Annotated in this window: 17 protein-coding genes; 5 read left to right on the top strand and 12 right to left on the bottom strand. The window is 65.3% G+C overall.

Annotated features, from left to right (window positions below):
* Window positions 1–6: 6 nt before the first annotated feature.
* From ABB33_RS06855 to ABB33_RS06810, 10 genes are read right to left on the bottom strand one after another with little or no spacing between them, the layout of a single operon-like run.
* The gene (locus tag ABB33_RS06855) at window positions 7–285 is read right to left on the bottom strand and encodes a hypothetical protein (RefSeq protein WP_056931612.1); all 279 of its coding nucleotides are present in this window, start codon (window positions 283–285) and stop codon (window positions 7–9) included.
* Window positions 285–1,256, bottom strand: a complete 972-nt coding sequence (locus tag ABB33_RS06850) for a major capsid protein (protein WP_248842449.1) — start codon at window positions 1,254–1,256, stop codon at window positions 285–287. Before ABB33_RS06850 ends, ABB33_RS06855 begins: the two co-directional genes overlap by 1 nt.
* A gap of 35 nt (window positions 1,257–1,291) precedes the next feature.
* The gene (locus tag ABB33_RS06845) at window positions 1,292–1,669 is read right to left on the bottom strand and encodes a head decoration protein (protein WP_056931610.1); all 378 of its coding nucleotides are present in this window, start codon (window positions 1,667–1,669) and stop codon (window positions 1,292–1,294) included.
* A 1-nt stretch (window position 1,670) separates the two neighbouring features.
* On the bottom strand, window positions 1,671–2,879 hold the full coding sequence (locus ABB33_RS06840; RefSeq protein WP_056931609.1) for a S49 family peptidase: 1,209 nt from the start codon (window positions 2,877–2,879) through the stop codon (window positions 1,671–1,673).
* 10 nt (window positions 2,880–2,889) lie between these two features.
* Complete coding sequence (locus ABB33_RS06835; RefSeq protein WP_056931608.1) at window positions 2,890–4,377, bottom strand: phage portal protein; 1,488 nt, start codon at window positions 4,375–4,377, stop codon at window positions 2,890–2,892.
* 1 nt (window position 4,378) lies between these two features.
* A complete protein-coding gene (locus ABB33_RS06830; protein WP_056931607.1) occupies window positions 4,379–4,600 on the bottom strand; it encodes a phage head-tail joining protein in 222 nt (73 codons plus the stop codon).
* The gene (locus ABB33_RS06825) at window positions 4,600–4,992 is read right to left on the bottom strand and encodes a hypothetical protein (RefSeq protein ID WP_056931606.1); all 393 of its coding nucleotides are present in this window, start codon (window positions 4,990–4,992) and stop codon (window positions 4,600–4,602) included. The genes ABB33_RS06830 and ABB33_RS06825 overlap by 1 nt, the downstream gene beginning before the upstream one ends.
* Window positions 4,992–5,483, bottom strand: a complete 492-nt coding sequence (locus tag ABB33_RS06820) for a hypothetical protein (protein ID WP_056931605.1) — start codon at window positions 5,481–5,483, stop codon at window positions 4,992–4,994. The genes ABB33_RS06825 and ABB33_RS06820 overlap by 1 nt, the downstream gene beginning before the upstream one ends.
* Window positions 5,484–5,499: 16 nt before the next feature.
* Entirely contained in the window at window positions 5,500–7,458 is a 1,959-nt protein-coding gene (locus ABB33_RS06815) for a phage terminase large subunit family protein (protein WP_056931604.1), read from the bottom strand.
* A 2-nt stretch (window positions 7,459–7,460) separates the two neighbouring features.
* Entirely contained in the window at window positions 7,461–8,033 is a 573-nt protein-coding gene (locus ABB33_RS06810) for an elements of external origin (protein ID WP_225546749.1), read from the bottom strand.
* Window positions 8,034–8,137: 104 nt separating this feature from the next.
* Between ABB33_RS06810 and ABB33_RS06805 the strand changes: the two genes are divergently transcribed.
* The 5 genes from ABB33_RS06805 (at window position 8,138) to ABB33_RS18145 (ending at window position 10,095) form a co-directional block, all read left to right on the top strand.
* On the top strand, window positions 8,138–8,344 hold the full coding sequence (locus ABB33_RS06805) for a DUF6900 domain-containing protein (protein WP_049247010.1): 207 nt from the start codon (window positions 8,138–8,140) through the stop codon (window positions 8,342–8,344).
* Window positions 8,345–8,451: 107 nt separating this feature from the next.
* Window positions 8,452–9,048: a DUF3489 domain-containing protein gene (locus ABB33_RS06800; protein ID WP_049247008.1), complete on the top strand. Its 597-nt coding sequence runs from the start codon at window positions 8,452–8,454 to the stop codon at window positions 9,046–9,048.
* Between the two features lie 96 nt (window positions 9,049–9,144).
* Window positions 9,145–9,411, top strand: coding sequence for a hypothetical protein (locus tag ABB33_RS06795; RefSeq protein WP_056931603.1), 267 nt, complete (start codon window positions 9,145–9,147; stop codon window positions 9,409–9,411).
* A gap of 97 nt (window positions 9,412–9,508) precedes the next feature.
* A complete protein-coding gene (locus ABB33_RS06790) occupies window positions 9,509–9,871 on the top strand; it encodes a hypothetical protein (RefSeq protein ID WP_056931602.1) in 363 nt (120 codons plus the stop codon).
* A complete protein-coding gene (locus tag ABB33_RS18145; RefSeq protein ID WP_049247001.1) occupies window positions 9,871–10,095 on the top strand; it encodes a hypothetical protein in 225 nt (74 codons plus the stop codon). Before ABB33_RS06790 ends, ABB33_RS18145 begins: the two co-directional genes overlap by 1 nt.
* Here ABB33_RS18145 and ABB33_RS06785 read toward each other — a convergent pair.
* Entirely contained in the window at window positions 10,055–11,290 is a 1,236-nt protein-coding gene (locus ABB33_RS06785) for a site-specific DNA-methyltransferase (RefSeq protein ID WP_056931601.1), read from the bottom strand. The two genes, ABB33_RS18145 and ABB33_RS06785, sit on opposite strands and share 41 nt — an antisense overlap.
* Window positions 11,287–12,702, bottom strand: a complete 1,416-nt coding sequence (locus tag ABB33_RS06780) for a site-specific DNA-methyltransferase (RefSeq protein ID WP_056931600.1) — start codon at window positions 12,700–12,702, stop codon at window positions 11,287–11,289. Before ABB33_RS06780 ends, ABB33_RS06785 begins: the two co-directional genes overlap by 4 nt.
* Between the last annotated feature and the right edge of the window lie 88 nt (window positions 12,703–12,790).

Genomic DNA, 12,790 nt, shown 5'->3' with positions numbered 1-12,790 from the left:
CGTTCCTCAGAGTTGGGAGAGAAAGGCGCGACGCTCGGTGCCGTCGCCGATAGCGCGCACGTCGCGCACCTGATAGCGGTTGCCTGCCACCTCGACCGTGTCCCTTGCAGTCAGCGTGAGCCACGCCGCCGGGTAGTCGATCTGGTAGTCCCGCGACAGCGCGAAACCATCGAGCACGGTTTCATCCGGGGCGCGGAAGGCGCAATGCACGGTGACACCGGCGAAAGACACCTGCGTCAGCAGTCCGGCATTGCGTGCCGCTTCGTAGAGCGTGACGACATCCATCAGGACGCCAGCACCTTCACCAGTACCGCAGGCCGGTGGCACATCGGCAGCGGATTGCTCTGCGTGTGCAAATCGGTGCCCCGGTCGAACTTGCGCGGCTCCTGCTTGGCATACAGCGGCTGACCCAGCGTGTTCGCCGTTTCATTGAAGTCGGCTGGCGCGAAGTACGTGGCGAAGGTATCTACCGTGCCCAGTGGGAATGCGTGGCCTTCACCGGCTTCGATGAAGCGGCGCACGTTGTCGTCGCCATCGCTGGCTTCGCCCGCGTATTCCTCGAAGGTGATGCCAGCGAACGGGAAGCCGGAACGCATATCGGTGCGCAGCACCTGGCCGTCCTGCCAGCGGTGGTAGGCCTCGATGACCTTCTCGTGACTGGTGAAGGCGTCGAAGAACTCCGGCGACACGAGGCAATGCACGCTCGTCATCCGCTCGCCCTTGAGGTTCTTCTCCAGGTAGCGCTTGAGATCGAGGCACTTCTTCTTGATGTCGGTGCCCGCGCTGCCCAGCTGAAAATTAACCACCTTCGGCGTGATCTGGAACAGATCGAACAGGTCGTACAACTGCGATCCATCGGCATCGAGGATGATGCCCTTGAGCGCGCCGATGCGCAGGTGCTCCAGCGTGATGGCGTGCTTGTTGCGCATCGTCTGCAGGTGCTCGGCCATCACCGTGGCGATGGTTTGCACTTCGGTTTCCGAGCCGAAGGCGCGGATGCCTTGCACTTCTTCCGGCAGCACCACGTCGTCGTGCGGGATGTGCGGAATGGCGAAAGAGCGCAGCTTGCGCTTGCCGCGCACACCGACCGTGCCCGGCGCACCGACCGGCATCGTTGGCAGCAGCGTCAGGACGCCGTTCTTTTCTTCGACGGCCACCGAGCGAAAGCGCACAGGCTTGGGCGGAAACAGGCCCATGCTTTCCATCAGCCCGTAGTTGTTGGGCAGGATGTTGATGGCGGCGGTCAGCGCCGACATCGAGAAAGCGGGATTCTCGAAAACGTTGTTCATGGTCAGACTCCTTTGCGAACGAGGATGCCGAGGCTCTTGAGCTGCGCGATGGCAGCCTGCTTTTCGGCGGCGGTGATGGCGGCGGGCCACGCCAGCGCGTGATCGGCGACGATGGCGTGGCGAGCCAGCATCAGCCCGTCCTCGCGGTCGATCAGGGTGGCGTCCACGGCCTGCATCAGCACGCCTGCGGCGTATTGGCTGCCATCGGTGGCCGAGGGGTCGATCTGCTTGATCTTGCCGGTGGCAGTCACCAGACCCACCACCGTGCCCAGCGGCAGACTTTGGCCTGCGCCGACGGTGATCTGGTCGCGCGAGTAGAGATTGGGCGCTTCGTATTTCAGAAGATCGCCGAGGTTGAGGCCTTCAGTGATGACGGGCATGTCACTTCTCCAGTCCGGCGCGGGCGCGAGCGGCCAGCACCAAGGGGTTGTCGTTGAGGGATTGCGCCGCCGAGGTGGCAGCGTTCGGGGTGATCAGGCTGTTGATCTCCTGTCCGGTGGCGCGCGCCGTCAGCAGATGGCGGCGCACCGTGGCCGCCGGGGTGCGCGTTGCCAGAAAACCGGCAATGCGTTCGGGACAGCCCGCGAGCGCGCACAGTTCGGCGACTTCCTGCGCGTCCTCGATGGTCATCGGCGTGGCCGCGTCGTCGACGCGATCAGGATCAGCGCCAACCCCAGGGTCAGCAGTAGCTCCGGGTTCATTCATGAAATGCTCCAGTCGTGGTGGTTGAGAATTGCCCAGCGCCGCAACCGCGAGCGCCGGAGGGGGTGAAATTGCAGCGGTGAGTTCGGTCAGGAGGTCGTCGAAGGTGCCGACGGCATCGGCAAGGCCTGCGGCGACGGCCTCGGCTCCGAAGAACACGCCCGCTTCGGTGGCTCGCACCGCGTCATTGGTGAGGCCGCGATGGCTGGCCACGGTGTCGACGAACAGCCCGTAGATCCGATCCACCTCGCTCTTGAGGAAGGCGTGCGCCTCGTCGGAGATCGGCTCGTGCGGGTTGAGATCGTTCTTGCGCGCCCCGGCAAAGACGGTCGTGTAGCGAACGCCGTCCTTCGCATCGCGCACCGACTGGTCGGCGTGCATGGCAATGACGCCAATCGACCCCACGCCCCCGGTGCGGGTGACAAAGAAGCGACTGGCGGCAGACCCGAGCGCGTAAGCCGCCGAGTACGCCATGTCATTGGCCAGCGCCCAGACCGGTTTGCGCTGTGCCACTGCGCGCACGCGGTCGGCCAGATCGAACACGCCGCCGGATTCGCCGCCGGGGCTGTCGATGTCGAGCACGATGGCGGCCACCGAGGGGTCGGCAACGGCGGCATCGAGCTGCGCGGCGATGTCCTGGTAGCTGGTCAGGCCGGAGGCGGCTTCCAGTCCGACGGTGCGTCGTACCAGCGTCCCGTAGATCGGCAGGATGGCGATGCCACTCTCCGATGCGGGCGGGCTGCGCGTAGCCGGTACCGGAATCGCCACGCCGCTTTCCGTCAGGCCGATGCGTGGCCCCAGAACGGCGAGGATGACTTCAAGTTTTGGGCGATGGATCAGCAGCGGCGCGCCAAAGATGCGCGCCGCCATATGCGGTAGCAGGGTCATGGGGGTTCCTTCAGGCGGATGACTGATTGCTGTCGGTGGCCTGCGCGTTGGGTTCGGCGCTGCCGCCATCCTTGGAGGTGCGGCGCGGATCGGAGTCGAAGATCAGGCCAAGGTCATCGGCGCGTTGGTTGTCGGCGGCGATTTCGCGGTCGAGGTCCTCGGCGTCGTAGCCAAAGGCCGAGATGGCTTCCGAGCGGCTGATAAGACCTGCGCGGATCGCCAGCAACATCGCCTTGAATTCCTTTTCGGGATCGACCCATTGCCAGCCCTGCGGAATCCATTTGCAGGCGGTGTACTCGCGGCGTCGGCGGGCATAGCCCGGAGCCGTCAGGCTGCCTGCCAGCACCGCCTGATCGAGCCACGCATTCCAGACCGGACGGCAGAGCTGATGCACCAGCACGCCGTGCTGGATGGCTTCGGTGCGACGGCGAAACTCCAGCATCCCGGCCCGGATCGACGAGTAGTTGACCCCGGAGAGGTCGCCGGTCAGTTGTTCGTATGTGATGCCAATGGCGGCAGCCACGGCGCGGAATTGCGCTCGCAGGAATTCGGCGTAACTGCCGCCCACGTCCGCCGGATCGGAGAATTTCACGTCCTCACCGGGTTCGAGGATTTGCATCGTGCCCGGCTCCATTCCGGCCAGCGCGATGCCCGCATCATTGGCAATGCCCTCGCCGAGCAAGCTGTCCTCGGGCGAGAGGCGCGTGATGAAACCCGCGAACATCGCAGCGGTTTTCTTGCGCACCAGCTCGGCGTCGTCGTATTGGTCGAGTTCGTTGAGTTTGACCAGCGCCCGCGCCAGCCACGGCTCGCCCCGGATCTGGCCGGGGCGCAGCACGCGGTAAAGGTGGATGATCTCCCGCGCATCGACACGCACGGTGTCGAATCCGCCTTGCCCCGACATCGGCGCAAGGCGGCCGTCCTCGGGGTGCGAGCGGTACAGGTGATAGGCCACGCGACGACCCATCGCATCAAACTCGATGCCCGAGCGCACGACATTGCCCGAAGGCAGTTCCGTGTTGAGATTCAGCGGCAGGTGTTCGGCTTCGAGCAACTGCAATTGCAGCGGCACGGCCAGTCCATCTTCCGGGCGGCGCGGGCGCAGCCGGATCAGGCACTCGCCGCCTTCGCACATCGCGCGGGTGGCCAGCGCCTGCAGCCCATAGAAGTCGGTCTGTCCGGTGGCGTCCGCCTGTTCCGTCCAGTCACGCCACAACGCCTGCACCTCGGCACGGAAGGCTTCATCCTTGGCCATCGACTGTGGCTTGATGCCGGTGCCGACCGCGTTGGAGACAAAGGCTTCGATTCCGGCATTGGCCCACGCATTGCGGCGCACGAGATCGCGCGATTTGACGCGCAGCTCGTTGGATGTGGCCAGCATCGCGGCCACCGCGCCAGGGTTACCCGGCATCCACGCCATCGAACGACGACCACGCCCGGCTGCTTCGTGGATGGGCGACTGCCCGAAGAAGCTGCGGAATTTGGAGTACCACGCCATCTCAGAACCCCTTGCCGGTGGTGACCCGGATCTGGCGCGGCGCACCGGGCCACAGGCCGGTGTCCACGGCTTGTTCGAACAGGTCGCGCTTGACCGCGGCGATGGCGGCCTGGAGTTCATCGACGCTGCGGTACTCGACGGTCTTGTCGTCGAAGGTCACGCGCTTTTCTCCCTTGACCAACGCCAGTTCCAGCGCGTCGAGGTGTGCTTGTGTGTAAGCCATCAGCGGAACACCGTGAGGTTGATTTCAGAGGAGTCGTCGAACGATGCGGACGTGGTGGCGCAACTGATGTCGACGTACTGGGCTGTCTTCTGGTCGGAGGTGGATCGCACGATGGCAATGCGCTGCATGCCACTGTTTGTGCTGCTGCGGGCGAGCGCCGTCCAGCAATAGTTGGCATCGGGCATGGCAGCGGCAAAGGTCACGCGGTAGCGACCTGCTGCCGTCCGGGTGACGCTGGCCACGTTGTGCGAGGAGCGCACGACAATCTGACTGCCGACGTAGCCGAAGCACACCCACGCCCGAGCCAAGCCGGGATGGGTGGCGTCGATCTTGGTCTTGACCTCCAGACCGATGCGACTGGCCAGCGCCGTGATGCGGGTGGCGAGGCTCATCAGACCAGCGCGCCTTCGAATACGGCGACGAAGTCGGTGTCGGTGTTGCCGACATCACTGGCCGCGACCGCGCCGATGTTGCTGCGTGCCTGTGCCTGCTCGGGTGCAGTGAGCGTTTGCGCGGCATCGAAGCGCACGCGGTTGTTGACGGCGGCGAGCAAAGCATCCAGACCACTGGTGCCGTTCTGCAGCAGTTGCTGGATTTCCACCAGCGTGTCGTAGGCGGCGTCTGCACCGCCCAGAATTTCTGACTTCAGTGCATCGAGCAGCGTGACGATCTTGCTGGACGAATAGGTGCTGGTGGTGGCGATGTTGGCGTCGTCGATCACCGCCGAGGACACCACGGCCGCCTTCAGTTCGTTGATGGCCGCGACCAGATTCGACTTGTCGGTGGTGGTCAGGTTGGCGAGGTTGCCCGCCTTGGCGCGCACATCGTTGAATTCCTGCGCGACGCGAATGACCAGGCTTTCGATACGGGTAGCAAGACTCATGTTTTCTCCTCGGGTGTCAGGACAGCCAGCGGCTTTTGATCACGCGCCGACCGGGGTTGCGGTTGCCGGAAACAGCGAGGCCACCGCGTGGGGTGGCCTCAGTGGGTGATTCAGTTGTTGTTTCAGGGGGTGGCGAACTGGCCATCCCCAGTTGTCGCTCCAGTTCGCGCCAGTGGCGTTCCTCGAAGCGATCCAGTCCTGCGCTGGATGCGGCCGCGCGGGCGTAGACGTAGCAGTCGAGCGCCTCGTTGCGCTCGCGCACCTTTTGCCACTCGCGCACCGGGAAGCCGTTGCGGTCGCGGCGGGTGATCAGTTGTTCGGCGCAGAGCTGCTGGATGAACTCGGCGTCGATCTTCGGCAGATGGACGAACCCAGCGGGAAACACCGAGGTCAATCCATCCTCGCCGAAATCGGCGCTCTTGCGCAGGTTGTTGTAGAACTCCAGCTTGGCGATGCCGCCCGCCACCGAGTACACCTTGATGCCCCGGCGCAGCTTCTTGCCGCCCTGCGAGACGTCAACAGCAGTCGGTGTGCCGATCAGGGCTGCGCCGCGCGGCACCCCCTTGACCGCCATCACGCGCGGGTCGTGGCAGGCCCGCACGAAGGCGTAGGCTTCCTGCGTGGCAAAGCCGGTATCCAGCGCGAAACGCGCCAGCGGCATCGCCGCGCCAGATGCGTGTGTCCAGCTCTCGGCCAGCATTTCAGCGAGGCGCTTCCACACCGTGTCGCGGGCGGTGTCGCCCATCAGCACGCGGTGCTCGATGAGCCACGATTCCTTGCCGCGCCCGAAGGCCCAGACCGAGGCTTCGATCCGATCCTTCTGCACGTCCGCGCCACCCACCAGCAGCAGACCACCCAGCGGCACGCTGCCGATGCGGTAATCCTCGCGGCGCTCGACCAGCCGTTGCCAGTCTGGCGCTTCGCCTTCCTCGACCCACGTCTCACCGAGCTCGGTGTTCTTGAAGGTCTTGATGGCGGCGGCCGATCCCGATTCCTTGTTGACGGCCGCTTCCCACGCGGCGGCGATGTCGCGCCACGAACGCCAGCCCACCGGGCTGTACAGCGACGACAGGTGAAAGCCTGCCGTCTTGCCCTGGCCATCGGTGATCATCGCGCGCCACTCGCCGTGCTCCAGCATCCACGTCTTGTGGTGCTCGGCAATCGCGGTATCGCACGACTCGCAGACGTAGGCCGCCGTTTCCGGCGCGCCCTTGTCCCAGCGCAGTTGCTCGAAACGCAGCCACTGTGGGTGGTTACAGTGCGGACACGGCACGAAGTAGCGACGCTGATCTGAGGCCTCGTACTCGCGCTCGATGGCCGAGGCCCCCGAAATCGTCGGCGTCGACACGATGAAGATCTTGCGGCGCGCGAAGGTGCGTGTACGGGCTTCGGCCAGCGAGATCGCGTCGCCTTCTCCTTCGACGTCCAGCGGATAGCCGTCCACCTCGTCGAGGAACAGATAGCGCACCGGCATCGAGCGCAGGCCCACCGCGCTGTTCGCGCCGGTCATCACCAGCACGCCGCCCCGGAACTCTTTGGCCAGAATCGTGTTGCCCGAATCCCGGCTGCGTGCGGGCGCGATCAATTCCGCCAGCGCCGCCGACTCCTCGATCAGCGGGTCGATCCGCTGCTTCGAGTTGCGCTTGGCCATCTCCACCGTCGGCCACACGGCCATCATCGGCCCGGGCGCGTGGTGGATGACGTAGCCGATCCAGTTCGATCCCATCTCGGTTGCGCCAAGCTGGGCCGCCTTCATGAACACCACACGCTCGACCGGCGAGGTTGGCGACAGGCAATCCATGATCGCCTTCAGGTACGGCGTGCGGGCGGTGCGCCAGCGGCCCGGTTCGGCGGACGCCTTGCTGGAAAGCATCCGGTGGCGATCCGACCATTCCGACACGGTGAGTAGCGGATCGGGCGTCAAGCCGTCACGCCACGCGCGCTCGATCTCCTGTGCGCCTTCGTAATCGTCCATCGTCAATCCACACGCGGGCGCAGTTCGCCCAACTCGATCAGGTGCTCACGCACGGCAGCTTCCAGCGCGACGTGCATCTGGTGCGCATCGACGCCGAGTGCAGAGGCCATCTGCCCCGAGATGCGCGCAGGCCAGTTGAGCCAGGCATCGCGCTCAATGCGCGCCAGCTTGAAAACGTGCGCCACGGCCTGCGCCCGATCCACCAGTTCCTTCTTGCGGTGTGCCAGCTCCACCTTGTTGAGCTGGGCCTTGAGCACTTCGTTGACGGTGCGCGCCTGCAGAAGCGACGTCCCACCGGTTGACAACGGCGGCGTGCCCGGTTCGGACGCCCCGCGTTGCGGCGTGGCATCAGCAGTCGCGGGCGCGCGGCGGGGTTTCGGGCTGCTGGCCTGCTCCTGCGCAGCGGCACGGCGCGGCTGCAATGTGTTTTGTGCCCACTGGGCGTCCGCCGCATCCGGATCAATCGTGCCGTCAGGCAGTGCGGTGATCCGCCCCGTGTCGATGGCCTTCTTCACGGCCACGTGCGACACGCCACGGTGGCGCGCGTAGGCGCGAATCGAGAGTCCCATCGTCACCTTCTTCAATCATTTGTTCTTCATTCCTTCGGATTGAGCTTGGCTTCCATCGGGAACAGCGCGTTCATCACGTCACGCCAACCACACACCGAAAGGACCACGCCATGAGCCTGATCGACACCATCCTCACCCTGATCGCCCAGAAGCACCTGGGCATCGACACCTTGGAAACCCGCCACGCCGACAGCCTGGACTTCCACGACACGGCGGTGTGGTGCATCCGGGACGCGCTGGAAGCGGCCTTCAAGGCGGGCGTCGAGGTCGGGATTTCTTTGCCGGAACCCACGGAAGCGGAGATCGCCAAGGACTGATCGGAAAGCAACGAAGCCAAGCCCCCTTATCCATCACTGGGCGCTTGGCTTCACTCCCGAACAGCGCGTTCATCACATCGTCATCCACCACCCCGAAGGAGCAGCCCATGACCACCACCCAACTCACCCCGGCCCAGCACGCCATCCTCGCCAAGGCCATCAACACCAGCGCGGGCAAGATCGAATGGTTCCCCGACAACATCAAAGGCGGCGCACGCAAGAAGGTGCTCGACGGCCTGTTCAACCGCGCCCTGATCACGCCCGATGGCGAGGGCTGGTGCGTCGCCGCCGAGGGCTACGACGCCTTGGGCATGAAGCGCCCGCGCATCTCCAAATTCGAGGCAAACCTCGACGCGATCATCGCCAACGCCGAATCGGCGCAGGACGCGCCGGAGGCCACCGCAGCAGCGCAGACCACCGACGCCGAGTTGGAGGCCGACGTGGCCGCGTGTGAGGCCGAGTGGGCCAAGAATTCGACGCCCGCACAGGCCAAGCCCCGCACTCGGGACAACAGCAAGCAGGCCGAAGTGATCCGGATGCTGCAACGCCCCGAGGGCGCAACCATCGGCCAGATCTGCACCGCCACCGGCTGGCAGGCGCACACGGTGCGCGGCACCTTTGCCGGAGCCTTCAAGAAAAAACTCGGCTTGACCATCACGTCGGACAAGCCACAGGGCGGCGAGCGGGTCTACCGCATCGCCTAAAAATGATGGCGAGAGAGGCAGGAAATAGCTTGGCTTCTCTCGCCACCAGCGCGTTCATGTGGGTGTCGCAAGCAACCACCCCAAGGAGAACGCACCATGAAATCCCAAGCCGATTACGAGATCGAATACGCCACCCGCAGCGGCCACGACGCGCTGGCCAACGCCCGCGCCACGCTGGAGCGCGCCCTGGCCGAACTCGACCACTACATCGCCCGCTACGAGGGCGCGGAGGACATCAAGGACAAGGCCAACGTGCTCAACTGGGCGCTCGGGCACCTCGCCACCTACGTCCCGAGCAACGTGCGTCTGGACATGATCGCCACCGCGCAAGCCGAGCTGATGCGCGTCCGCGCCGCCCAATGAAAAAACATCAAGCAGGAGGCCAGGAATAGCTTGGCTTCTTGCTTGAGCAGCGCGTTACTACGGGTGTCGCAACGATCAACCCGAAGGAGAAAGCACCATGACCACCAACCACATCCCCGCCACCCAAAACACCGACTGGGGATTTTGGGGCACGATGAACGAACACGCCGAAACCGCGTGGCCGCAGGCCATAACCGCCATCTCGAACGCCACCGGCCAGCCCCTCGAATCGGTGCGCATCTTCCTCGACAGCCGCCACGGCCGCCACTTTGCCGACGACGTGCAGAACGGGCTCTTTGAAGGCAAGACCCTGCAGGACGCCATCGACGCAGCCACCACCAAGTGGATGTGCTGGACGATTGGCCGCCAGACCAGCAAGGACTACGGCATCCCGCGCGGGCTGCCTTACCTGACGGGCTTTGTGATCCACTGCGACATCTGCGACGAGCAGGCCGCCTGATGAACACGCCCGCCGCCGAACGCGAACAGGCGCTGCGTTGGCTGATTGCCAACCGGCGTCAGGATGTCTCCATCGAACAGGCCGTGCGCGTGATGTGCTTGGCGCTGCCGCGCGATCTCGCCACGATGCAAATCCTGCGGCGCATTGCCGAGGAAGAAGAAGCCAATCAACCCCGCCAGCCATTCAACTGGCGCACACCTCCTGGTCTGCCGCCTCGCGGATAGCCTGCTTGCCGGTGAAGTCCTCCCACCGGCGCACGATCACGTCCACGTACTTCGGATCGAGTTCGATCAGCCGCGCGATGCGGCCTGACTTCTCTGCGGCAATCAGCGTCGTGCCGGAACCGCCGAAGGGGTCGAGCACCACGTTGCCGGGGCGGCTGGAGTTGCGGATGGCCCGCTCGACCAGTTCCACCGGCTTCATCGTCGGGTGCAGATCGTTCTTCTGCGGTTTCTTGATCGCCCACACATCGCCCTGATCGCGGTCGCCGCACCAGTGGCGTTGCGCGCCCTCGGGCCATCCGTAGAGGATCGGCTCGTACTGGCGCTGGTAGTCGGCGCGGCCCAGCGTGAAGGTGTTCTTGGCCCAGATGATGAAGGTCGACCACTTGCCACCGGCGGCGCGGAAGGCGGCTTGCAGCACATCCAGTTCGCTGGACGACATCGCCACGTAGATCCCGCCCCGGCAATGCGCCACGGCGGGCGTCAATGCCGCCAGCAGGAAGTCGTAGAAGCCGTCGCCCAAATTGTCGTTGAGGATGGCGCGATCCTTGCCGCGCATCTTGTCCTTGGCGCTGTTGGCGTAGTTCACGTTGTACGGTGGATCGGTGAAGACCATGTCCGCCACGTCGCCCTGCATCAATCGGTCGTAATCCTCGACGACGGTGGCATCGCCGCACAGCAACCGGTGTGGGCCCAGCACCCACACATCGCCCGGGCGGGAGATCGGCGTCTCGCTGACCTCGGGGACTGCGTCCTCGTCGGTCTGGCCCTCGTTGTCGGATTCGTCGCCCGCGATCAGTTCGGCCAGCGCATCGGCGTCGAAGCCGGTGATGTCCAGATCGAAGCCTTCGAGTTGCAAGGCTTCCAGTTCAATCCGCAGCATCGCGTCGTCCCAGCCCGCGTTCTCGGCGATGCGGTTGTCCGCGATGACCAGTGCGCGGCGCTGGGTCGGCGTCAGGTGATCGAGCACGACCACCGGCACGATCTCCAGCCCGAGCTTCTGGGCGGCGGCGAGCCGTCCGTGACCCGCGACGATGATGCCGTCGCTGCCTGCGAGGATCGGATTGGTGAATCCGAACTCCGCGATGCTGGCGGCGATCTGCGCCACCTGCTCGTCGGAGTGGGTGCGCGCGTTGCGGGCGTAGGGCAGCAGCTTGGCGGTTGGCCACTGCTCGATCTTGTCGGCCAGCCAGTTCATACCGGCTCCTCGGCTTCGGTCAGACGCTCGACGGCGACCTGCTCGAAGGACTGGCCGGTGGCGATCAGCGTGACCGGCACACCGGGATGGTTCTGCTGGAAGCGCTTGAGCGCGACGTCCACGTATTCCGGGGCGATTTCCACGCTGCGGCAGATGCGGCCCGTGCGCTCGGCAGCCAGCATCGTCGTGCCGCTGCCGCCGAAGGGTTCGAACACGAGGTCGCCCGCATCCGTGTATGCCTCGATGACGAACTCCGGCAGCGCCACCGGGAACACTGCGGGGTGGTCGATGTCTTGGCCGATCTTGCCCTTGTGGCGCATCACGCGGATCACGCTGTCGGGGATGCGCGTGTCCTGCGTGGGCAGGCCCTTGTGCGTCCAGCCGCCGACTTCGCCGTCCTTGCCCCGCATCGCCGTGGACGAGCCATCGGCGCGCAGATGCGATTCCTGTCCGGCGTGCTTGCAGGGCACGATCTTGTTGGGCTTGCGGGCCTCGCGGTTGAAGTGGAACACGAACTCGAAGCTCGGGGCCAGTCGGCCCTGCCAGTCGCCCGGCATCCCTGGCCCCTGATCCCAGACGTACCACGCGAAGCGCCGCCAACCCTGCTGGCGCATCCAGCCGAGCCACGCATCCCAATACGGGATCACTTCGTTGTCGCGGTGGATCAGCCCGAGGTTGACCAGCACCTGGCCGTCGTCCGCCATCGGCAAGTGCGCGAACACGCCGCGCATCAGGCCGTCCCAATCGGTGATGCCGCCCGAGGTGTAATCGCGCTGGTTACCGTAGGGTGGCGAGGTGAAGCACAGCCGCGCGGTGTCGCCGTCCATCAGCGCAGCGACCACGGCCCGGTCGGTGGCATCGCCGCAGATCAGGCGGTGCGCACCGATGGCCCAGACGTCGCCCGGACGGGATACCGCCATGACGGGAGCGTCCGGCACCTCATCGGCGGCGTCCGGCTCGTCAGCGTCCGGTTCCGCCTCGGTATCAGGATCGGCGTCCAGCACATCACCGGCGAGCAGTGCCTCGATCTCGGTATCCTCGAAGCCGGTCAGCGCAAGGTCGTACCCGGCCTCGGACAGGTCGGCCAACTCCAGCGCCAGCATCGCTTCGTCCCAACCGGCATCGAGCGCCAGCCGGTTGTCGGCGATCACCAGCGCGCGTTTCTGCGCGACGGTCAGCTGAGCCAGTTCGATCACCGGCACCTGATCCAACCCCAACTTGCGGGCTGCGGCCAGACGCCCGTGCCCGGCGATGATGCCGTTGTCGCCATCGACCAGGATCGGGTTCGTCCAGCCGTACTCGACGATGCTGGCCGCGATCTTGGCGATCTGACCATCGGCGTGCGTGCGCGGATTGCGCGTGTAGGGAATCAGCGCCTCGACCTTGCGGTATTCGACGTTGAGCGTGTTCAAAGTGGAAGTCCCAAAAGCAAAACCCGCCGAGCGTTGCCGCCGGGCGGGTTGGGTGAATGAAGATTCTGGTGGGGTGGTAACCGTGCGC

It is taken from the genome of Stenotrophomonas acidaminiphila (genome assembly GCF_001431595.1).
GTDB classification, from domain to species: Bacteria; Pseudomonadota; Gammaproteobacteria; order Xanthomonadales; family Xanthomonadaceae; genus Stenotrophomonas; species Stenotrophomonas acidaminiphila.
The sequence above is the reverse complement of the archived record's forward strand: the minus strand, read 5'-3'. Positions and strand labels throughout refer to the sequence as shown.